A 21,845-nucleotide genomic window follows, 5' to 3' on the forward strand; every position below is an offset into this window, starting at 1 on the left:
CACGCCCAAACAGGCGGCGACGGGAGGAAACAATGGCTCATTCAAGCTTTTATTTGTCCGCGGCCGTGTGTCTGGCCTTGGCGGCGCCGGCGGCGGCGCAGACCGCCGGAGGCACTCCGAAGCTCAGCGATGGCAAGGTCAAGATCGGCGTTCTGACCGACATCGCCGGTCCGACTTCCATGGCGAACGGCAAGGGCTCGGTCGTCGCCGCCCAGATGGCCGCCGAGGACTTCGGCGCTGGCCTGAATGTCGAAGTGATCTCGGCCGACCATTCCGGCAAACCCGACATCGGATCCCAGATCGCTGGCCGCTGGTTCGACGTGGAAGGCGTCGATGCCGTTGCGGACATGCAGGGCTCGCCGATCGGCTTCGCCGTGCAGAACCTGGCCGCGCAGAAGAGCAAGATCATGCTGCTCTCGGGATCGACCTCGTCGGACTTCAACGGCAAGGCCTGCTCGCCGCTCACGGTGCAGTGGACGGTCGATACCTACAATCTCGCAAAGGGCGCAGCCAAGTCCGTGATCGATGCAGGTGGAACCAAGTGGTACTTCCTGACTGTCGATCAGGCGTACGGCAATGCCTTGACGCGCGATACGTCAGAGCAGGTCAAGCTCAACGGCGGCCAAGTGGTGGGCAACTCTGTGTTTCCGCCGAACACGTCCGACTTTGCCTCCTTTCTGCTGACCGCCTCCAGCGCCGGCGCCAACGTCATCGCGATCGCGGCTTCCAGCGGCGATACCGTGACGGCGATGAAGCAGGCCGATGAATTTGGGCTGAGCGCGAAAGCCAAGATCGTGCCGCTGCAATCGGTGCTGACAGACGTGCAAGCAGTCGGTCTGAAAATCGCGCATGACGCTTACGAAGTGTCCCCGTTCTACTGGGACCGGACCTCCGAAACGCGGGCCTGGGCCGAGAAATTCTTCGCGAAGGCCAAGCAAATGCCGACCAGCTTCCACGCCGGCGTCTATTCGTCCGTGGCGCACTACCTGAAGGCGGTCAAGGCGACCGGCACCGATGACGCACCGACGGTGATGAAGCAGATGGAAAAGGAGCGGGTGCACGATTTCTTCGCGGCCGACGGCTACATCCGCGAAGATCGCAAGATGATCCACGACATGTACCTGCTCCAGGTGAAGAAGCCCGGAGAGAACAAAGGCGATTGGGATCTCTACAACGTCGTGCAGACGCTGCCCGGTGAATCCGTCAATCGCCCGCTTGCTGAAAGCCCATGCCCGCTGGTGAAGAAGTAGCCGACCGCAGCCATCGTTCGACAGATCAACTCGGCGTTCGAAGGAATTCGCCCATGTCAGTCGCAATCGTCTGCGCTTCGCATACTCCCCTGATGTACAAGGGGCCCGCCAGCAATGAGACCGAGCAACGCGTCCGAACCGCGTTCGGACGTCTCGGAAACTTCGTGAAAGAGTTCGCGCCTGATTACATCATCCAGTTCGCACCCGATCACTTCAACGGCTTCTTCTACGATCTGATGCCCTCTTTCTGCGTCGGGGCGGGAGCCGTCTCGCTGGGCGACTGGGGAGGCGGGACGGGCCCGCTGGACGTTCCGGAGCAGACGGCACTCGAGCTCATCGACCACCTGCGGGCCGATGATTTCGACGTCGCGGTGTCCTACCGCATGCCGGTCGATCACGGCTTCGTCCAGTTGTGGGAAGCGATGTTCGGGGACTTCAAGTCCATCCCGATCTTGCCGATCTTCGTGAACGCCGCCGCGCCGCCGGTCCCGACTTATCGCCGGGCCCGCCAGCTCGGTGAATCCGTTGGCCGTTTCGCGATGCGGTCCGGCAAGCGGGTGCTGTTTGCCGCGTCCGGCGGCCTCTCGCACGATCCACCGCTTCCATCGATCAAGGATGCACCGCCCGAAATCCGCGAGCGCCTGATCAACGGCCGGAATCCGACGGCGGAGGCCAAGGAAGCCCGCGAGAAGCGCGTGCTCGAGGCAGGTGTTCTCGCCGAGGCGGGCAAGGGGCCGTGCCAGCCGCTCAACCCCGAATGGGACGCGGAGTTCATGGAAATCCTGCGGAGCGGTCAGATCTGGCGCGCCGACGCGCTCGACACCGGCAAGGTCCGCGAAGTCGCGGGGCGCGGCGCCAACGAGGTGCTCGCATGGGTCGCCGCCTTCGGGGCCTTTTCCACGGGCGGCCACTTCAAGATGGAGCAGGAATTCTACGAAGCTATTCCGGGCTGGATCGCCGGCATGGCGATGATGGCGGCCAGACAGGCCGACGGCTCTCATTGATCGACTAACCCCGCGCGAATGCGGAAGCTTCGCGGAGCAGGCAAATGGCATACGAAACGGACGTGCTCATCATCGGCGCCGGCCCCACGGGCTCGACGACCGCCCTAGCGCTCGCCAATTGCGGCGTTCGCAGTCACATCGTATCGCGCGGCAACTGGATGGCCGACAGCCCGCGCGCCCACATCACGAACCAGCGCGCCAACGAGGTTTTCCGCGATCTCGGGATCGCGGACGATGTGGCCCGGTACGCGAGCCCCTGGGAGCTCATGGGCGACACGACCTTCACGACCAGCCTGGCCGGCGCCGAGCTGATCCGGATGCGGACGTGGGGGACCGGCGACGATCGCCGCGGCGATTATCTGCGCGCAAGCCCCTGCGGCATGGTCGACATCATCCAACCGTTGCTCGAGCCAATTCTGTTCCAGAAGGCGGCCGAGAAGGGCGCGACCTTCGCGTTCAACACCGAGTACGTCCGGCATGAGCAGGATGCTGACGGCGTGACGGCCACGCTGCGCGATCGTCTCGATGGGCGAGAGTACGCCGTCCGCGCGCGTTATATGGTCGGCGCGGATGGCGCGCGCTCGATGGTGGTGGACCATCTCGGCTTGCCGATCGAAGGACAGATGGCGCGCGCCGGCACCGTCTACACCGTCTTCAACTGTGACCTGACCAAATACAGCAAACATCGGCCGAGCATCCTGAACTGGATCGTGACGCCGGATGCGAGCTTCGGCGAGATCGGCATGGGCCTGCTGCGGGCCGTGCATCCGTGGACCCAGTGGATCGCCGGCTGGGGTTTCGACATCAGCAAGGGCGAGCCGGACCTATCGCCGGAAGCGATCATTCCGAAGATAAAAGTTCTGATCGGCGACCCATCCGTCGACATCGACATCGTACGCACATCGATCTGGTACGTGAACCAGGCCTATGTGACGCAGTATTCGAAAGGCAGGGTGCACTGCGGCGGCGATGCGGTCCACCGGCACCCGCCGTCGAGTGGATTGGGCAACAACACCTGCGTCCAGGACGCCCACAACCTCGGTTGGAAGCTCGCCTACTCGGTGAAGGGCTGGGCCGGTCCGAAGCTGCTGGAAAGCTACTCGCAGGAGCGGGCGCCGGTCGGAAAGCAGATCGTGCTGCGGGCAAACCAATCCCGGCTCGATTACGCCCCGTTGAACGCATGCTTCAGGGTGCAGGGCGCGGAGAACCCGGTCGCTGCAGGCATCGCGCGCTTCCGCGATCCGGGGCCGGATGGCGTGGCCGCGCGGAAGGCGGCGCAAGCAGCGCTGGACCTGAAGCAGACGGAGTTCAATGCCCAAGGCACCGAGATGAACCAGCGGTACGAATCTTCGGCCGTGATTCCAGACGTCGGTGCCAAGCCGGAGGAGTGGCGGCGAGATCGCGGCCTCTACAATCAACCGACGTCGCGCCCGGGCGCCAAGATGCCGCATGCATGGCTCGTCGGTCGTGACGGCTTGCGCGTCTCGACGCTCGACGTGACCGGAAAGGGCCTCTTCACCGTTGTGACCGGCCTCGCCGGCGCAGCATGGAAAGAAGCAGCGCTCCGCCTCGATCTGCCGTTCCTCCGGATCGTGGTGACCGGTTCGCCTGAGGCACAGGACCTTTATTGCGAGTGGCAACGCCTCCGGGAGATCGATGAAGCCGGAGTTCTGCTTGTTCGCCCGGATGGCGTGGTCGCCTGGCGCGACATGGAGGGGACGTCCGACGCGAGCGCAGCCTTCGACCGGCTGAGCGCGGCCATCCGGACGGTCCTCGATCTCACGGACCTCTCGGCTGTCCCGCGCGAGAAAGCGTCCTCTCCGTCGAAGCCCAGCGGTACGCCGCTATTCGCCTGACATCAACGAACGAGGTCCAGCTATGAGCGACAAAAGACCAGAGAACTTTTCCAGCGTCTGGGCCGATCTGAGGGGCGTTTCCTTCAGGCAGCACTTCATCGACGCTGGCGGAATTCGGACCCGCTGCATCGAGTCCGGCGACCCTTCCAAACCGCTCGTCCTGGCGCTGCACGGCGTCGGCGGCCATGCCGAGGCATATTCGAGAAACTTCGGTCCGCACGCCGATCACTTCTGGTTCGTGGCGATCGACATGCTGGGCCACGGGTGGACCGACAAGCCGGCTATCGACTACCAGGTCAAGGACTACGCTGACCATGTGCTCTCCGTCCTCAAGACGCTCGGCCGAGATAAGGCGATGGTCAGCGGTGAATCGTTGGGCGGCTGGGTCGCGACATATCTGGCCGTGCATCGTCCGGCTGCGGTCGAGAAGCTTGTCCTCAACACAGCCGGCGGCTGGACTGCGCATCCCCAGGTGATGGAGCGGCTGAAAAAGCTGTCCAACGAGGCCGCGTCCGATCCCTCCTGGGAGCGGATCAAGGCTCGCCTCGAATTCCTGATGTGCGACAAGAGCATGGTCTCGGACGATCTGATCGAGACCCGTCGCGCGATCTACGCACAGCCGGGGTTCGCCGACACGATGAAGCGAATCATGTGCCTACAGGAGATGGAAATCCGCCGGCCCAACATGATCACCGCCGATCAATATCGCTCGATCAAGGCGCCGACCATGGTCGTGTGGACCTCGCACGATCCGACTGCGACGCCCGAGGAGGGAAAGCAGATCGCGGACATGATTCCGCGCTCGAAATTCGTCGTCATGAACCGCTGCGGCCACTGGCCCCAGTTCGAGGACGCCGAGCAGTTCAACCGGCTCCACATCGAATTCCTCCGGACCGGCAAATAAGGATCTTTCAGATGAACCAGCAAGCCAAGCACAGCGAACTCGCCGCCCAGATCCGCGCCGCTTACGCCGGCACACCGATCGCGCCCATTCGGCCGCAGTTGGCGGACCTCGACGTCGATGGGGCCTATGCCATCCAGCAGGAGAACACGGCGCATTGGGAGAAGGAAGGCCGGCGCGTGGTCGGAAGCAAGATCGGGCTGACATCGCGCGCGGTGCAGAAGCAGCTCGGCGTCGACAGGCCGGATTTCGGAGTTCTCTTCGCGGACATGATCGTGGGCGAGGACGAGCCTGTCGCTGCGGGGCGCGTGCTTCAGCCGAAGATCGAGGCGGAGGTGGCTTTCCTGCTTGATCGGGACGTCGATGTCGAGGTGCCCACGGTGGCCGACGTTCTCAGGGCGGTGGCCTACGCGATGCCGGCCCTCGAGATCGTCGGCAGCCGCATCACCAATTGGGACATCGGCATCGTCGATACCGTCGCCGACAACGCTTCGTCGGGCCTCTTCGTTCTCGGGGGGCCCGTCCGCCGGCTGGATGGGTTGGATCTCCGTGCTCTCCAGATGCAGATGACGAGAAAGGACGAGGTCGTGTCGAAGGGGACCGGCGCGGCCTGTCTAGGCAATCCGCTCAACGCGATGGCCTGGCTCGCCAGCGAGCTTGCCCGTCGCAAGCGGCCGCTCCGCGCCGGCGACGTCGTGCTTTCCGGCGCGCTCGGCCCGATGGTGCCGGTGAACCCGGGCGATGCTTTCGAGGCCAATATCGCCGGGCTTGGCACCGTCTCGGCGCGCTTCGCCTGAGCACATCCGAAGGAACACCAATGAAACTCGTCAGATTTGGCAATCCAGGCGCCGAAAAGCCGGGGCTCGTCGACGATCAGGGGTGCTTGCGCGATCTGTCGAATGTCATCGCCGACCTCACCCCCGCCAACCTGTCGCGTCCAGCGCTCCAAAAGATCGCCGCGATCGCTCCATCCACGCTGCCGCTCGTCGCTGGCGAGCCGCGTTTTGGCGTGCCGGTCGCAGGCGTCGGAAAGTTCATCGCGATCGGGCTCAACTACGCCGACCATGCCGCGGAGGCGAACCTTCCGCTGCCCTCCGAGCCCATCGTCTTCCAGAAGGCGATCACCTCGCTCTGCGGACCGAACGATGATGTCGTTCTGCCGAAGGGCTCGAAGAAGTCCGACTGGGAAGTGGAGCTTGGAATCGTGATCGGCACGCGAGCTTCCTACGTCGAGCGCGCCAACGCGCTCGCCTACGTCGCCGGCTACTGCATTGTGAACGACGTGAGCGAGCGCGAGTACCAGATGGAACGCGGCGGCTCGTGGGACAAGGGCAAGGGCTGCGATACCTTCGGTCCTGTCGGACCGTGGCTGGTGACCACGGACGAGGTCATCGACCCCCAGGCGCTCGACGTCTGGCTCGACGTCAACGGCCAACGCATGCAGGCGGGCAGCACCCGGACCATGATCTTCGACTGCGCCGAGATCGTCAGCTACGTCAGTCGCTTCATGACGCTGATGCCAGGCGACATCATTGCGACCGGCACGCCGCCGGGCGTGGGCATGGGCAAGAAGCCCGCTGCGGTCTACCTGAAGCCGCGCGACGTCATGACGCTCGGCATCCAGGGCCTTGGGACGCAGCGTCAGCGGGTCTGCCAATGGTCGGCGACTCTGGAGCCGCGGTGATGATCTTCAAGGATAGATTCGAGGGGCGCGTCGCCGTGGTGACTGGCGCTGCGTCCGGCATTGGCCGCGATGTGGCGCGACGCCTGTCGGCCGAAGGTGCCCACGTCTCGATGTGGGACCTGAACGCCGCCGCCCTCGCTGCTGCAGCAGCGGATGCCGGCGCCGCAGACACACAAGTAGTCGATGTCGCGGTGGAAGGCGCTGTTGTTTTTGCCATGCAGCGAACCATCGATGTGCTGGGCGGCCAGCTCGACATTCTGGTCGCCAGTGCCGGCATTACGGGGCCGAACGGAGCCGTAAAGGACTATTCGGGCGGCGATTGGCGCAAGGTCTTCGATGTCAACGTCAACGGGTCCTTCTACTGCAATCGCGCGGCGGTGCGTGCGATGGAAAAGGGAGGCTATGGCCGCATCGTCAACGTCGCTTCCGTGGCAGGAAAGGAAGGCAATCCAAACGCGTCGGCCTACAGCGCATCCAAGGCGGCCGTAATCGCGCTCACCAAATCGCTGGGCAAGGAAATGGCCGCAACCGGCATCCGAGTCAACTGCATCACGCCGGCCGCGATCAGAACGCCACTGTTCGACCAGATGACGCCCCAGCACATCGAGTTCATGCTGTCGAAGATTCCGCTCGGACGGTTCGGAACGATCGAGGAGGCGACTTCGCTGGTCTGCTGGCTCGCCAGTGAGGAGTGCTCGTTCAGCACAGGAGCTGTTTTCGACCTCTCGGGGGGACGGGCGACCTATTAACCGGATGCGGCGGCGTGTTCGCCTCGCGAACAGTTTGCATTTATTCATTGTGGCCTGGAGTGGATCATTCGACAGTCGGAGGAGAAAAGGCGCTGCAGAGCTTACGGAGGAAACGATGACCGTCAGCACAACCGTGCAAGGTTGAGGAGCGAAGGTCGTCCGCATAGCCGATGGCACGCCTGAGCTTCACAACATAAAGCTGCGATCCAAGAGCCTGCCTAGCGGTTGCAGCGGCGGAGCTGCTTCGCATGCTCCTCACTCTCACAGACCATCAGGGAAGGATGTTCCATGGCCATCATGAAAGCGGCTCGGCTGCATCAGGTCGGCACCACCTTTTCGATCGATGAGATCTCGGTTCCGGCGGCGCTGGCTTCGTCGCTGGTGAAGCTGCCCTCGTCGCTGTCTTATGAGGCTGCGGCCCGGCTTGATTATCTGAGAACGGCGTACTCGGCGCTGTGCAAGGCAGGTGCTCGCGCAGGCACGAGCGTCATCGTCAGCGGCGCGACCGGCATGCTCGGCCTCGGCGCAGTGGTCCTCGCACTGGGGATGGGCGTCACTAAGATCTTCGGCGCAGCGCGGGACAAGAGATTGCTGGAACGCCTACGGGCGATCGCTCCCTCACGGATACATGTGCTGTCGGCTGACGACCGCCGCTGGATGAGTGGGTGCGCGAGCATACTGATGGTTTGGGAGCCGACATCTTTATTGACGCCGTGGGCCAGGCGCCCCCAGTTCTACATCGCTCGCCGGTATCAACGCGCTGAGGGGCGGCGGACGGATGGTGGACATCGCCGGCCAGGCTCATCAGCGCATCGGATCCCCATGGTTCGACGTTTCGGAGGCGCAGGACATGGTCGAGATGGCAGCGGCGGGGACCCTGGAACTGTCTGTTTTCGAACACGAACGATATCCGCTGCGGGACATCACCAAGGCGCTCGAGGCGGTCGATCGCAGGGCCGGCGGTTTCGCCAACGTCGGGATCGTTCACGAATAGGCTGGAGAATATAGATGACGCGCCTGATCGTTACCTCCAATCGAAATGGAAACTCCACCATCGCAGTCGACGGGGCGATACCCGTCAAGCCGTTTGCGTATGTGCCCGGCTTCGATCCCGCCCTTCTCTGGGGGACCAAGGCGACGCCGACAGTTCCCTAGGACGGGCGGAATATGGCCGAGGGCCGCAAGAGCGTACTTCCCGATGTGGGGGAGACGCGATTGATGAAGGTGATTTTTCCACCCGATGCGGTGATGATGTCGCTTACGTCTGATCCGTCTGCAGAATACATGTCCCGCCTGCCGGGGCTTGCGAAGCGCTTCGAGCCCGAAAATCCGGGCATGCACACGACGGACACCGTGGATTATGGCATCCTAGTGGAAGGCGAAATATCGCTTGAACTCGATGATGGACAGGTGGTCGCGCTCAAGCCGGGCGACGTCGTCGTGCAGAATGGCACGCGTCACGCCTGGCGCAACCCGGGGCCAAGCCGGCGACGCTGATCTTCGTCTTGATCGGAGCGAAGCGCTTGGCTGCCTGAGTGCCGGCCAGCGAGTGTGCCTTCCAGGACAAGCGATATTCCAAGAGCGAAGCAAGAAAGGGAGCGACGATGAACCGCAGTGGGTTCTTCTCGAAGATCGTGACAGGAGAACTGCCCGAACCGCCGATCACGAAGCTGCTCGGTTGGCGTTTTGTCGATTTCGATGAAGCCAGGCAAGTGATGAAAGTCGAGATGCAGGCTCGCCCGGAATTCCTCAATCCCGCTGGTGTCATCCACGGCGGCATATTGGCGGCAATGCTGGACGAGACGCTCGCACCGACGCTCGCCGCGACCCTGGGGGCAGGCGAGTTCGCGCCGACGCTCGAACTCAAAGTCAACTTCATTGCGCCCGCGAAGGTCGGTCGCATTCTTGGCACCGGCCGGATCGTGAGCCGCGGTCGGTCGATCTGCTTCTTGGAAGGGCAGCTTCACGACGACGCAGCAAATCTGCTCGCAACAGCCACCGGGACCTCAAAGATCGGGCGAAGCAGATAGGTTTCATCGGCAGCCGCTGCGCCAACCGATCCCGTCCGGTGGGCAATTCAGTGTTTCCAAGTCGCAGGGCGACTATTCGCGGGAAGGCGGCGCCGCTACAGCTTGCGCAAAGAAAGGAAAACCCCCGACGTCTGGGATCCGTCGGGGTCGAGTGGAGAGGACTTCATTACAGCAGTCCTCTTCGTGCGGCCGGGAGGGCCGATGGTCGATCGTGGAGGTGCCACAAGTGCGCGGCGCCTTTGCGAGAGGCCAGACGCAACCGAAGCATTTACCCAGGTATCTCGTCCAAAATGGGCGTGGCGTCACGCGTCATGCTTCTCGCGGCGGCCTCCGAAGCCGGAAGCATATGTGAGACCAGAAACAAGAGAGAACGTCCAAGACGTTTGGACATGTCGGCATCCCTCACTTTGTCCCGGCTGAATTCGGAGAAGGCCCGCAAGGTTAGCCAACCCGCGACCACTTCACCGAAGAACAACAAGTAAGGAACAGACCAAGCCTGCAAAGAAGGTAGATCTTGCGGTGAACGAGATATAGCGTAATCGGTAAGTTCAATAAGGGTGGCAAGCGCCTTTCTAAGTTCGTTTGCTGCTTCGAATTGAACGGTGTCGTCGTTCTGTAGTTCGTCCAACGAAAGCTGCATCTCCCGGATTAGCGGAAGCGCGACCGCCCCCTTGTCTCTAATGATCTTGCGCGTCAGAAAATCATTTGCCTGGATTCCAGTGGTCCCTTCGTAGATCATGTGAATCCGAGCATCCCTGAAATATTGAGACGCTTCGCACTCGACAATATAGCCCATCCCACCGAAGATCTGAACGCCATCTGAACTGACCGCAAATCCAGACTCGGTACACCATGTTTTGACGATCGGCGTGAGGAGCTCGAGCCGGGATTGTGCCGCAATCGAGCCAGCATTTTCTTGGTCGCCGGCAATGTCCATCAGAGAGGCAGCGTAGTAAGCAAGGTTGCGTGCGGCCTCGGTTCGCGATCGCATTGACAGTAGCATGCGCTGAACGTCGGGATGATGAGCTATAGGCACGGGCTTTCGCGAGGGATCCTTCCCTTGTACCCGTTCCAAGGCATATAGGCCAGCAGCCTGTCGCGCGCGTTCCGCGGACGCCACGCCGAAAACGCCGACGTTTATTCTGGCGCGATTCATCAACACAAACATCTGCTGCAGTCCCTGCCCGACGGTGCCGAGCAACTCCGCATATGCTCCAACCTTCTCACCCAGCACGAGGCTCGCCGTCGGACTGCCGTGCAAGCCCATTTTGTTCTCGATCCCCGTGCACTGGATGTCGTTCAATTCTCCTGGCGTTCCATCGGGATTCAGAAGTGTCTTGGTCGTGATGAAAAGGGAGATCGGATTTCCGGGGGCATCAGTCTTTGCCAGAATGAGATGAACGATGTTGTCACTCAGGTCCTGATCTCCGAATGTGATGAACTGCTTCCGGCCGAAAATGCGGTAGCCGTCTCCGTCGGATACGGCGCGGGTCCGTATCAAGCTCATATCGCTGCCTGCCTGCGGCTCCGTCATCATCATCGTGACCGTCCAACGTCCGTTGACGATGTGCGGCAAGTATCTTTCTTTCTGATCGGGAGTGCCGAACCGGCTGACGAGTTCGGCTCCTCCGGCGGCGGCCTGCAACCCCATCGTCAATGACATGTTAGCGGCGTTGAAAATCTCGGCTACCGCCACTGCAACGCTGGTTGGAACACCGGGCCCACCCATCTCCTTGCGAAACTGCAATGTCGACCAGCCGGCATCCACGTATTTCCGGTACGCTTCACGAAAACCGGGAGGCGTCCTCACGCTTCCACTGTCGAAAACGCAACCCTCACGATCGCCTACCGCGTCGAGCGGAGCCAGCACACCCTTTGCGAATCTGGCAGCCTGCATCAAGATGTCGTGGATCGGTTCGGCCGAATCACCGGTCTTCAGGTCAGATACGCCGCCGACGTATTTGAGCGCGTATGCAATGTTTGCGAGCGCGGGCTCGAATTGGCTCATGTTCTAGGCTCTTGGTTTGATGGGAAGTTCGAACGCTTCTTGATCAGGCTTGCTGGAGCACTCCGGCTTCGAGCATTTGCCGGATTTCTTCTTCGCCGAATCCAGCATCCTGCGCCACCGCTACGGTGTGTTCGCCGAGCAATGGGCAAGGCCCTTTCGCGATGTCCGGCACGCTGGACAAATGGACCGGATTCGCGGTCGTTCGTATCGTTCCGTAGGTGGGATCGGGCAATTCGATGATCATGCCGTTCTCGACAGTCTGCGGATGCGCGAGAGCCTCGTCGATACTCAGGACCGGGGCGCAGAGAACGTCCTTCCTCTCAAGCCGTTCGATGCATTCGCCCGTCGTGAAGCGAGCAAATCCGACGCCCAGTATTGTCTCGAGCTGTTCGATGTTCTTCATCTGAACCTCACGCGTGCTGAAAGCGGGGTTCTGCGTGATATCGTCGAGTTCGAGCGCGGAGCATATGTCAGCAATGGGGTTCGGACGAAATACTGCAACGACGGTTATCGCGCCGTCCTTGGTGCGGAAAATTCGCATCGGGTATAACTTCAGCCAGTTAATTTCCTTCTGGCGTAGCATCCATTGCGTCGCTTCCTGCAATTGCATCGCCAGCAAAGTGTCGAGCAAGGAAACATGGAGGCTCTGCCCGCGACCGGTTCTTTCGCGATGGAAGAGAGCCAGTAAGAGACCCTGTGCAAGCAGCATTCCAGCCGTGAAGTCCGCAATGGCAGTCGGATGCAATTGCGGCCGGCCTTCGCGGTCCGGATTGCGCATAGCCAAACCCGATAGGGATTGGGCGAGCAAGTCTTGACCGGGTTTGCCGGCGAGAGGACCTGTTAAACCGAACCCCGAACCGGCGGCGAAAATAAGTCTCGGGTTGAGCGAGGATAGAACTTCGTATCCTAAATCGAGACGTTCGAGAACTCCGGGGCGAAAATTGTGAACCAGAACGTCGGCCTTCTGTGCCAGGCGCCTCAGAAGCTCCGCGCCCGCTGGTTTGGTGATATCGACCGCGACACTTCGCTTGTTTCTATTCAACGCAAGGAAGTTTGTACTTTGTCCGCCGGGCTCGACAAAGGGGTCGAGTGATCTGCTTATGTCGCCATGTCCGGGGCGTTCGATCTTGATTATCTCTGCGCCAAAATCCCCCAAGACCTGGGTTGCCGACGGGCCGAACTGCACTTGCGTCAAATCTACAATCTTGATCCCTGCAAGCGGCAGCTCACTGCTTATCTTCGACACAAGTTTCCTCCGACGTTTTCTTTCGAGCGCATAGTCGGCTCAGTTGCGCAATATAGACGCGCGTTGGCCTATTGACAATTCTTTTCACAATGCGCAATTTGCCCCGGACAACGGCAGTGGGCCGCGTAAATGAAAAACAACAATTCGCGACGATAGAGGGGGGACTGCATGGCGAAGGTGGCTGATCCAAAAGGTGTGGCGGAGATCTCGGCGAGAATCGAGCGCTTGCCTTTTTCTCGTTGGCACGTTCGAGCCCTGAGTGTGACTGGAACGGCGCATTTCTTCGATGCGTTCGATTCCTTGGCAATTGCGTTCTCGCTTCCCGTTCTGGTTGGTCTATGGAGTCTCACACCCTCCGAGATTGGCCTTCTGATTTCCGGCGGCTATCTGGGCCAACTGGCGGGGGCGTTCTTCTTCAGCTGGCTTGCGCAACGGTATGGCCGCCGACCGGCGCTGACTTGGACGATTTGGATCGTTTCAATTTTCAGTCTCGCGTGCGCGGTATCCTGGAATTACCTGTCGTTCTTGATTTTTAGGCTGGTACAAGGCACAGGGCTCGGCGGAGAAGTGCCGGTGGCGTCGACCTACATCAACGAAGTGTCGCAGGCGCGCATTCGCGGCCGAATGGTCGTCCTTTTACAAACCTGTTTCGCGTTGGGCATATTGATTTGCTCACTGATAGCGGTTTGGCTCGTTCCACATTTTGGTTGGCAGTCCATCTTTCTATTGGGAGCGGTGCCGGCGGTCCTGGCAATCTCCTTGCGCCGTATCCTTCCCGAGTCGCCGAGATGGTTGGCCGCGAACGGCCGCATGGCCGAGGCCGAGGCCAGTCTCGATCGGATCGAGACAACAGTTGCGTCGTCGTCCGGGCGCGAATTGCCGCCGATCGGGAAGATCGAAGTCGTTTCGGCGGAGCAGGCGACCGGCTGGTTGCAGCTCGTCTCAAGGGAATATGTGTCCCGAACCGTCTTTACGTCCATTGCAATGCTCTGTACGTCGCTCGCGGGATACGGACTCCTGTCCTGGATGCCGACAATCTACAAAACGGTCTATAAGTTGTCGGTTCAGCAGGCGCTGAACGTGAGCCTCGTGGGGTACTTTGCCGTTTTCCTGGGAGGCCTTACGTTGGCCCTTGTCGTCGATCGGATAGGCCGTCGCCCCAGTTTCGTCATCGGATTCGGAATGAGCGCGGTCACGCTCGTTGTTCTTTCCGTCGTCGCTCAAACTGCGTCGCTGGAAATTATCGTGACGCTCGTCTCAGTGGGACTATTCTTCATAACCTTTCTTCTGACGGGCGCGTATCTTTATGCGGCGGAGATATATCCAACCAGGATTCGCGCTCTGGGGACGGGTCTCGCGAGCGCGTGGTTCCGCATTGGCTCGATAGTGGGTCCGACCATCATCGGTCTCCTTTTGACCTTCGGGACGATCAGTACCGTTTTTCTGTTCTTTGCAGCGGCGGCGGGTATCGGTGCGGTAACCGTGCTGATCTCCTTCGTCGAAACCAAGGGCCAGGTCCTCGAAAAACTATCTCATTAGGGAGTTGAGGTTCGCGTGCGGCGCCAAGAAGATAGCGATTTCGTTGGAAAGACATATGTAGTGACCGGAGCGGCAAGCGGCTTGGGACGGGCATGCGCGCTTCGGCTCGCAGAAGCGGGAGCGCAGCTTGTCCTTGGTGACATCAGCGTCGACGGACTTAAGCGCGTGGGTGACGAGATCGAAAATGCCACCGCGGATCGGAGGCCCGTACGCACCCGGCTCGCGGATGTCACCGATCCTCGGCATTGCGACGCCCTAGCGGATCTCGCGGAATCCGAGTTCGGCGGATTGGATGGAGCCGTCTGCGCGGCCGGATTCAATAGAAATTCGTCCACCCTGGACATGGATCTGGATGAGTGGAACGCGGTCATTTCAGCAAATCTGACGGGATGCTATCTGACCTGTCGAGCAGTCATCCGGTCAATCCTGAGGATGAAGACGAATGGTTCGATCGTAACCTTCTCTTCTCGCTTGGGTTCAGCGGGCGCTCCTGGAAGCGCGCACTATTCTGCCGCGAAAGCCGGGATCGCGGCGCTGACAAAAACATTGGCTTTGGAAACGGCAACTTCGGGCATACGGATCAACTCCGTGGCACCCGGCATCGTATTGACGCCTAATGTAGAGGCCGTCGTAGGTGCCGCGGATCTGCAGGCCTATACAGCAAGTGTACCGATGAAACGGTTGGGGCAGCCCGATGAAGTAGCGACTGCGGTCGCCTTCCTGCTCAGCGATGCCAGCAGTTATTTGACCGGTCAAACCCTGCACATCAATGGCGGCCGATACATGCCGTAACGCGGGAGTATTGCGGCCTGCTGGCCGGAAACTCACACTCTGATCTGGGAAATCGCAATGGATACTTTGCTGCAAGGACTGAAGGTCATCGACCTTACTCGGCACGTTCCGGGGCCTTATGGAACGATGCTGTTGGCCGATCTCGGGGCCGATGTTGTCGTCGTAGGGGGGGCGGAAGCCCGCCGGTCGCCGAACTGTCGGGCGGAAAGAGATACGTCGCGCTCAATCTCAAGTCCGAGATGGGGCTCGATGCCTTCTACAAACTCGTCGCTTCGGCGGATGTCTGTATTGAGGGATTTCGTCCCGGCGTAGCGGACCGGCTGGGGATAGGCTACGAGAAACTCGCTGCGCTCAATTCGAAGATCATCTACTGCTCCCTCACGGGCTACGGACAAGCGGGACCGCTTTCCGCCGAAGCAGGCCATGACATAAATTATCTGGCTGTCTCCGGGGTGTTGGGCAGTATGGGGCCCGCCGATGGACCTCCAACCGTGCCTTTAAATCTCCTTGCCGATATGGCAGGCGGCGGCCTCCTTGCGGCATTCGCGATCCTGGCGGCACTGCACGCGCGCAATGCAACAGGCCTCGGCCGCTACGTTGATGTCGCGATGACGGACGGATGCTTCTCGTTCATGGGCATGCACCTCTCCGCATGGGGAAAGCCCGCAATGCCGACCCGTGGAGCAGGCCTGATGAACGGCCGCGCTCCGTTCTACAGATGCTATCGTTGCGCGGACGACAGATATATCGCTGTCGGCGCGCTTGAGCCGGAATTCTTCTCCCGGCTGTGGAGCCATCTAGGCTTGGGGGACCGTCCCGACCATTTCGATCGCGATAATTGGCCGATGATCGAAAAAGTGCTTGCAGAATGTTTTCTCAGGGAAAGCCGGGACGCTTGGGTGAAGAAGTTCAAGGGTGTGGATGCCTGTGTCTCGCCCGTCCTCGATCCATGGGAGGCTGCAAGTAGCGATTACTACGTAGCGAGATTCGGAGAGAAAGGCGCCGAAAGTCCGGCGGTGCCAATATTTTCAGACTGCGAGTTGAAGCACGATCGACCAAAAATGCGCGACGAAACCAGCCTGATGATGAAGGAATTGGGCTATTCTGCCGCGCAAATTCAAGCAGCAGCTCCAGCGCCGGTCGACCTCAACAAGATGTTGACCTGGCCGCCGCCGCTTAAATGAGATTCCCGGATAGTAGTCTAGCTCGTTTCTCTGTTGGACCAGCCCAATCTGGCCGAACTTTCTTTTGCAGAAACGAGTAGAGCTTTAATCGCATCGCTTGGCATCTTTATGATCGCGGCCGACGTGCTCAACACTGTGATCGTAACCCTCAAATATCCCTGAGCATCGAAAACTGGCGCCGCCGCCGCACGCAATCCCGGAATGACATTCCCATCGATCCAAGCATAGCCTTGGGACTTTACGTTGCCGATATATTGCTCGACCTCAGCAAGGTTGAGCGGCGGACGATCCGCCGATTGCAATTCTTGTTTGACGTGCTTCTGGGTCGCTTGGCGAGGCAAGAAGGAAAGAAATATCCGTCCGGTTGACGACGTAAGAACTGGCAGTACGGATCCCAAGGTTAGATTGGTGAAGATCGGCCGACTGCCGCTGTACCAACGTATCAGGGTTGGTCCATTTTCTCCCCAAACAGAGACGAAGGTTGTCTGATCCAGGCCCTTTGAAAGCTTTTCGGCTTCCTGCGCAGCAACCTCGACCGCGTCCAATCTATTCAATGCAGCAAGACCGAGGCGCAGCGCAAATTCACCGAGATCATAATAGCCGGAAGGAGTTTGTTGCACCAGATTGGCACGAATGAGGCTTGCGAGATAGCGATGAGCGGTGCTGGGAAGCATTCCGGATCGCTTGGCCAAGACATTCAATGGTGCGGCCGTTCGATCGCCTATGATCGCCTCGAGCAAGACGCTTCCATTTTCGACGGACTGAACGCCCTTCGGATGCGGATTTTTTTTTCGCTTCGAGGCGCGAGCTTGGCGCTGGTCCGGCGCTGGGGCCTTAAATTGCGTCATTGTCTGGTCGCCCAAGTAGGCACGGTTATTTCCTCTTTCCTATGTCTTGGGCGAGGAGGCGGCTTCACCTAATAGGATATTCACGACTTACGAGCTCTCGGACGCTGACGCCCGCCGACTTCCTGTCCCACGTATTGCCATTGATGCCGCGGTCTCGCAATTCGCTCTTCTTCACCTTATTCGTCGGCGTCCGCGGCAGCGCGTCAACGGCCTCTAGATATCTCGGAACCATATAGTGCGGTAGTTCGGTTGCAAGATGCCTGCTCAATTCGCCGAAATCAATATTCGTTTCGCGGTGTGGTACGACAAACAGCTTGATATCGTCGTCCGCTTCGAACTCTGAAGGCACGCCGACGGCGGCACACTCCGACACGGCCGGAAAGAGGAGGGCGGCTGCCTCTATGTCGTAAGAAGCGACGTTTTCCGAGCGTCGGCGGATCCGATCTCCCATTCGGTCCGCAAAGTACAGATATCCCTCGCGATCGATGTATCCGGCATCACCAGTCTGAAACCAAAGATTGCGCCAGGCTTCGACTGTCTTTTCCGGCATCCCTAAATAGCCCTGCATGATCGTCCACGCCGATTTGGGTCGAACGACAATTTGGCCGATTTCCATAGCGGGTAAGGGTTCGTCGGTTACGGGATCGGCGATCTGCAGATCGAACCATCTGGCGTCGACCTTGCCGGCTGCCCCGATCCTAAGTGGTTCATCATATGCGGTCCAGACGGGCACGCCGATTTCGGTCATGCCGTAGGCCTCCACCGCCCTCACGCCGAATCTCGCTTCGAATTCTGCTGCGATGCGCTTCGGGAGCGGATTGCATAAGACAGTCTTGAGGTCGTTGCGCGCGTCTACTTCGGTTCGCGGTTGCGCAAAGATCATCTCAAGCATCGGACCGTGAGCCACAGTCACCGTCACTCCATATCGAACCACCTTCTCAAGCCAACTCTCGGCGGAAAAGCGCGCGTCGAGAACGAGTTTGCCGCCGGCAAGAAGTTGCGCATAGACGGCAAGGAATTTCCCGGCCATGTGGAACATCGGGTGCACGCAATAATAAACATCGCGCGACGTCAGCCGGAGGTGCTCGACCGTCGACTTCGCGGTCAAGAAGTTCTGGGCGTGACACAACCTGACGCCCTTCGCCGGCCCGCTGGTGCCGGACGTATAGATAATTGACGCTATATCGGATGGAGCGGGCATGATATCGGGCGGTTCGGTCGCTTCCGCCTCGTGCATCGAATCTAAAGCGACGACCTTCAGTTCTCCGATCGGTCTCGCGGCCCCGCCTATGACGATTGCGCAGCGCAGCAAAGGAATCTTTGATTGCGCCTCGGCCAGTGCCGGCAAGTGACTCTCATGAATAACGATCACCTTGGCTGCGCAGGTGTTGACGGCGTGTATCAACGTCTGACCGCGATATGCAGTGTTTATCGTCACCTCGATGGCGCCAAGCATATTGATGGCGATCCATGCATGGATCGCCTCGGCGGAATTGGGCGCCATGACGACAACAGAGTCGTGCGGCTTCACGCCTATACTTGATAGGCCACGGGCCAGTCTTTGCGCCGCCCGAAACGTTTGGGCAAACGATTCCGTTTCTCCGCCGATCACTTCCAGGAACGTGTCGTTAGGCGAAAGCCGAACACGTTCGCGCAGAGCCCAGTTCAGGGTCCAATTCTCTTTGTCCGCATCGGTCAGTAGGTCTCGATCATTCGACATGATAATCCTCGCGATTCCGCCGGCTCGGGCGCGTAGCCCTTTCATTGCCAATCACGGACGGGCCGTCTACCCGACCGTTTCGACCCACGTTATGATGTGTTTTGCAACCGCTATAACATCCCGATGCTGGTTGATGACATTGATATCCGAGTAGCAGCGCCATCTAGGGCCATCGAGTTTTTCGACCGTATAATTGACTGTGACTGTATCCCCGAAGAAGACGGGTTTGAGAAACCTGATCCGATCGTAACCGAGCGAGACCGGCGCCAAATTGCCGTATCGTTCAAGGTGTGGATTGAACATCATCGACGATGCGGTCGACATGAACCCGACGACAAGGATGCCGTGGGCAATTCGACGGCCGAACGCCGAGCGTCTCATGTATTCTTCGTTGATGTGAGCGGACGAGAAATCGCCGGTCAGCCCGGCGGTCAGATAAACGTCGCTCTCGCTTACCGTCTTTGAAAAGCGAACTGAAGCTCCTGGGACTACTCCGAAGTCTGCATCCTCCATTGCGTTCCTTCCCGTTGCCGTGGTTTCTCTATGGACAATGAATTTCATATAGTGTTACTAGGCCTTACGTGCAAACACTTCTGAGGTTGTCATGGCTGATTTGGCAGATCATCTATTCGTCGCTCTCGTCCTTCCCCTTACGCATGATTTCCGGATCGACGAACCCGGTTTGCGTCGCCTGGTTCGCCACTATGCCGAGAACAAGAAGTTCGCCGCCGTCGGCGGTCTCGTTGCTAACCCGGAGGCGGGCGAGATCTTTTACTTGAGCCAGGACGAGAAGCGCCGTGCGCTGGACATCGTCATGGAAGAAGCTTCGGGAAAGATGCCAATCCTGGCGGGCACTTTCGGGTGGACGACCCACGACGTCGTCCAGACCGCCAAGGATGCTAAAGCTGCTGGGGTGGATGGCATCTTCTGCATTCCGCCGGCAGGTGCGATGGACATCACAACGAGCTGGGATGCCGAAAAATATCCGGAAGTCTGGCTCGATCAGATTAAGGAGCAGGACCGCGCAGTGGACCTTCCTATTTTCACGCATCCGGTGGCGGCTTCGACTGCCGCGTACGGGATCGGCTTGCCCAAGGAGCCCACTTTGCAAATCTGCCGTGAGGTGCCGAATGTGGTTGGTTGGAAGATGACCTACAGCTATGGCGGCCATAGGTTGATTTCACGTGCGCTGCGTTCCCAAGCGCCGCGCGTGGCGATCATGGGCGCCGCCGCGCACTACTTCCACGAAAATTTGGCTACTGGCGATTTCCGCGGGACCATCTCGGGTTCGTGGAACTACGCTCTCAATCCCATGCTAAGTCATATCGAGGCATGGCGGCGGAAGGACATCGACGCCGCCAATCAAATCTGGAACGGCGGCCTGGTGCAACTCCACGAATACATCTATTCGGAGTGGGGCAGGCTGCACATCCGCTATAAGATCGCGGCGTGGCTATGCGGATTGGTGGATTCTCCCCTCATGCGTCCGCCCATGCCAAAGCCGCGGAAAATTGAAGTCGATACGATCGCTAAGCTGCTCAAAGAGGCCGGCATCGAGACCATTTCGAAGCCGGATCCTGAGATGGCCGCCTAAAAATCCGGAAAGACGTGCAGACCATACGCTATAGCGCGATGACCGTTCGATCCAAGCCCATCGCGCTTTAGCTCGCCGCACTCTCCGATCTGCAGATTCTATCCGTCCAGATAGGCTTTGACGGAATCGCGCAACGTGAACATCGGGACGAACCCGAGTTCGCGCTGCGCCATTTGCAAGTCCGAGGGGGCAGGCCGTCGATACTCGAAGCCCGCCAGCGCACCATTAGCAGTGGCCCGCAGTTCGACCGAGAGTTCGGGGTGAAACTCCCGAAATGCAGCGATAACATCGTCGATCGAGATGGCCTCGCCGTTCGCAATGTTGTAGACCGCCTGCAGAGGACGATCTGAAAGAAGCGCGCAGACGTTTGCGCGAGCGGCGTCCCGGACGTCGACAAATTCCTCGATGCCACTCCAGACGATCAGCGGATCGTCGTCGACTACCGCGGTGGTCTTCTGATCAATCGCCAAACGAAATACTTCGAATAATCGGGATGGAATGCTGTTCGGGCCCGACGGCCAACGTCCGATCACCGCGCCAAGGCGCAGGAAAATTGCCTCGACGGAATATCTGTCGCGATAAGCGAGCCCTAGCATCTCTCCCATGAGCTTTGTCGTCGCGTAGATAGACCCGGGATGTTGGGAGACGACTCGCATCAGGAAATCCTCGGGAATAGGCGCCTCGAGAGGGCGATCGAACAACGAATAGGTGACCGTGGTGGAAGATGCGGAAACAATGCGGCGCAGGTCGCCAAGACGCAGCATCTCGAGCAAGTTAGCAACGCCCCCGACGTTGGTCTGTACCGCGGCAAGGGGAGAAAGGTCGGCACGTTTCGTCAGCACGGCGGCCGAATTGACGACGGAGTCGATCTGGTGCTTCTTCACGACGGCTGCGAGCTGCGTGCGATCCCCGATGTCGACGCGCTCAACCTCGCAGCGGCTGCCAACCGCTGATTCTATCGAGGTGTGATCGGGGGCGAGGTCGGCAAGCACCGGGTCGATGCCAGCTATACGCAGTTGCTTCAGGGTTTCGCAGCCGACGAGGCCGCCGCCGAGAATCAAGACGTTCATGCTCTCGCGCTTTCCCCAAGGCCGATCTGGTCCATGTGTTCAGCCCTGCTGCTAATGGATTTAGTGAGAATCCTCGAATCATCCGTCGATGTTGTCGCCATTCTCGTCAGCGCAACGAATCGAAGAGGCCTCACGAAACTCGCTGAACGCCGGACGGCTTGGTCAATAAGCCTCGAAACAAAATCGCAACAAGAGAGATGCACGTCTTGAAGTTCAGCAATCCGAATATTGCCCGTGCCTCTTCCGGACGAAGGATGGCCTTCATGGGCATGGTTCCCATGATCTTGCCTTTGAGGAGCAGACCGTCGGGGTGCCGCTCCAAGGAGGTGACTTCCATCAAGACGCCTTTTTCAGGAGTGTAGAATTTCAT

At 59.7% G+C, this 21,845-nt stretch carries 21 protein-coding genes and 1 pseudogene; 15 read left to right on the plus strand and 7 right to left on the minus strand.

The features are described from left to right. Positions 1–32: 32 nt before the first annotated feature. The 11 genes from QA640_RS02945 to QA640_RS02995 all read left to right on the plus strand — a co-directional run bounded on the left by QA640_RS02945 (position 33) and on the right by QA640_RS02995 (position 9,474). Positions 33–1,250 (plus strand): ABC transporter substrate-binding protein, encoded by a 1,218-nt coding sequence (locus tag QA640_RS02945; RefSeq protein ID WP_283039285.1) that lies wholly within the window; start codon positions 33–35, stop codon positions 1,248–1,250. 53 nt (positions 1,251–1,303) lie between these two features. Beyond that, positions 1,304–2,254, plus strand: a complete 951-nt coding sequence (locus QA640_RS02950) for a 3-carboxyethylcatechol 2,3-dioxygenase (RefSeq protein WP_283039286.1) — start codon at positions 1,304–1,306, stop codon at positions 2,252–2,254. Positions 2,255–2,298: 44 nt separating this feature from the next. Then, positions 2,299–4,110: an FAD-dependent monooxygenase gene (locus QA640_RS02955; protein ID WP_283039287.1), complete on the plus strand. Its 1,812-nt coding sequence runs from the start codon at positions 2,299–2,301 to the stop codon at positions 4,108–4,110. A gap of 22 nt (positions 4,111–4,132) precedes the next feature. After that, on the plus strand, positions 4,133–5,014 hold the full coding sequence (locus tag QA640_RS02960) for an alpha/beta hydrolase (RefSeq protein ID WP_283039288.1): 882 nt from the start codon (positions 4,133–4,135) through the stop codon (positions 5,012–5,014). An 11-nt stretch (positions 5,015–5,025) separates the two neighbouring features. Next, the gene (locus QA640_RS02965; RefSeq protein WP_283039289.1) at positions 5,026–5,808 is read left to right on the plus strand and encodes a fumarylacetoacetate hydrolase family protein; all 783 of its coding nucleotides are present in this window, start codon (positions 5,026–5,028) and stop codon (positions 5,806–5,808) included. A gap of 20 nt (positions 5,809–5,828) precedes the next feature. Then, complete coding sequence (locus QA640_RS02970; RefSeq protein ID WP_283039290.1) at positions 5,829–6,695, plus strand: fumarylacetoacetate hydrolase family protein; 867 nt, start codon at positions 5,829–5,831, stop codon at positions 6,693–6,695. Next, a complete protein-coding gene (locus QA640_RS02975) occupies positions 6,695–7,444 on the plus strand; it encodes an SDR family NAD(P)-dependent oxidoreductase (RefSeq protein WP_283039291.1) in 750 nt (249 codons plus the stop codon). Before QA640_RS02970 ends, QA640_RS02975 begins: the two co-directional genes overlap by 1 nt. A 778-nt stretch (positions 7,445–8,222) precedes the next feature. Further along, positions 8,223–8,438, plus strand: coding sequence for a hypothetical protein (locus QA640_RS02980; RefSeq protein ID WP_283039292.1), 216 nt, complete (start codon positions 8,223–8,225; stop codon positions 8,436–8,438). 14 nt (positions 8,439–8,452) lie between these two features. Continuing rightward, on the plus strand, positions 8,453–8,599 hold the full coding sequence (locus QA640_RS02985) for a hypothetical protein (protein WP_283039293.1): 147 nt from the start codon (positions 8,453–8,455) through the stop codon (positions 8,597–8,599). Between the two features lie 12 nt (positions 8,600–8,611). Further along, positions 8,612–8,941, plus strand: a complete 330-nt coding sequence (locus QA640_RS02990; protein WP_283039294.1) for a cupin domain-containing protein — start codon at positions 8,612–8,614, stop codon at positions 8,939–8,941. A 38-nt stretch (positions 8,942–8,979) separates the two neighbouring features. Beyond that, positions 8,980–9,474, plus strand: a complete 495-nt coding sequence (locus QA640_RS02995; RefSeq protein WP_283039295.1) for a PaaI family thioesterase — start codon at positions 8,980–8,982, stop codon at positions 9,472–9,474. Between the two features lie 268 nt (positions 9,475–9,742). On the opposite strand, the gene QA640_RS03000 is transcribed toward QA640_RS02995, so the two are convergent. Both QA640_RS03000 and QA640_RS03005 read right to left on the minus strand, forming a co-directional pair. Then, positions 9,743–11,482: an acyl-CoA dehydrogenase gene (locus QA640_RS03000; protein ID WP_283039296.1), complete on the minus strand. Its 1,740-nt coding sequence runs from the start codon at positions 11,480–11,482 to the stop codon at positions 9,743–9,745. Between the two features lie 43 nt (positions 11,483–11,525). Beyond that, positions 11,526–12,728 (minus strand): CaiB/BaiF CoA-transferase family protein, encoded by a 1,203-nt coding sequence (locus QA640_RS03005; protein WP_283039297.1) that lies wholly within the window; start codon positions 12,726–12,728, stop codon positions 11,526–11,528. 168 nt (positions 12,729–12,896) lie between these two features. Between QA640_RS03005 and QA640_RS03010 the strand changes: the two genes are divergently transcribed. The 3 genes and pseudogenes from QA640_RS03010 to QA640_RS03025 all read left to right on the plus strand — a co-directional run bounded on the left by QA640_RS03010 (position 12,897) and on the right by QA640_RS03025 (position 16,243). Beyond that, entirely contained in the window at positions 12,897–14,267 is a 1,371-nt protein-coding gene (locus QA640_RS03010) for an MFS transporter (protein WP_283039298.1), read from the plus strand. A gap of 15 nt (positions 14,268–14,282) precedes the next feature. Next, positions 14,283–15,059: an SDR family NAD(P)-dependent oxidoreductase gene (locus tag QA640_RS03015; protein WP_283039299.1), complete on the plus strand. Its 777-nt coding sequence runs from the start codon at positions 14,283–14,285 to the stop codon at positions 15,057–15,059. Positions 15,060–15,185: 126 nt separating this feature from the next. After that, positions 15,186–16,243, plus strand: a pseudogene (locus QA640_RS03025) (CaiB/BaiF CoA-transferase family protein). Positions 16,244–16,260: 17 nt separating this feature from the next. Here the strand turns inward: QA640_RS03025 and QA640_RS03030 are convergent. The 3 genes from QA640_RS03030 to QA640_RS03040 all read right to left on the minus strand — a co-directional run bounded on the left by QA640_RS03030 (position 16,261) and on the right by QA640_RS03040 (position 19,324). Next, complete coding sequence (locus tag QA640_RS03030; RefSeq protein WP_283039301.1) at positions 16,261–17,091, minus strand: IclR family transcriptional regulator; 831 nt, start codon at positions 17,089–17,091, stop codon at positions 16,261–16,263. Between the two features lie 64 nt (positions 17,092–17,155). After that, positions 17,156–18,811: an AMP-binding protein gene (locus QA640_RS03035; protein WP_283039302.1), complete on the minus strand. Its 1,656-nt coding sequence runs from the start codon at positions 18,809–18,811 to the stop codon at positions 17,156–17,158. A gap of 66 nt (positions 18,812–18,877) precedes the next feature. Next, a complete protein-coding gene (locus QA640_RS03040) occupies positions 18,878–19,324 on the minus strand; it encodes a MaoC/PaaZ C-terminal domain-containing protein (protein WP_283039303.1) in 447 nt (148 codons plus the stop codon). Between the two features lie 91 nt (positions 19,325–19,415). On the opposite strand from QA640_RS03040, the gene QA640_RS03045 reads away from it, so the two are divergent. Beyond that, positions 19,416–20,405: a dihydrodipicolinate synthase family protein gene (locus tag QA640_RS03045; RefSeq protein WP_283039304.1), complete on the plus strand. Its 990-nt coding sequence runs from the start codon at positions 19,416–19,418 to the stop codon at positions 20,403–20,405. Positions 20,406–20,503: 98 nt separating this feature from the next. On the opposite strand, the gene QA640_RS03050 is transcribed toward QA640_RS03045, so the two are convergent. Together QA640_RS03050 and QA640_RS03055 are read right to left on the minus strand one after the other, a co-directional pair. Continuing rightward, positions 20,504–21,475, minus strand: a complete 972-nt coding sequence (locus tag QA640_RS03050) for an NAD(P)-dependent oxidoreductase (protein ID WP_283039305.1) — start codon at positions 21,473–21,475, stop codon at positions 20,504–20,506. A 130-nt stretch (positions 21,476–21,605) separates the two neighbouring features. Continuing rightward, on the minus strand, positions 21,606–21,845 hold the full coding sequence (locus tag QA640_RS03055; protein ID WP_283039306.1) for a hypothetical protein: 240 nt from the start codon (positions 21,843–21,845) through the stop codon (positions 21,606–21,608).

The sequence above is a fragment of the Bradyrhizobium sp. CB82 genome, from assembly GCF_029714405.1.
GTDB lineage: Bacteria > Pseudomonadota > Alphaproteobacteria > Rhizobiales > Xanthobacteraceae > Bradyrhizobium.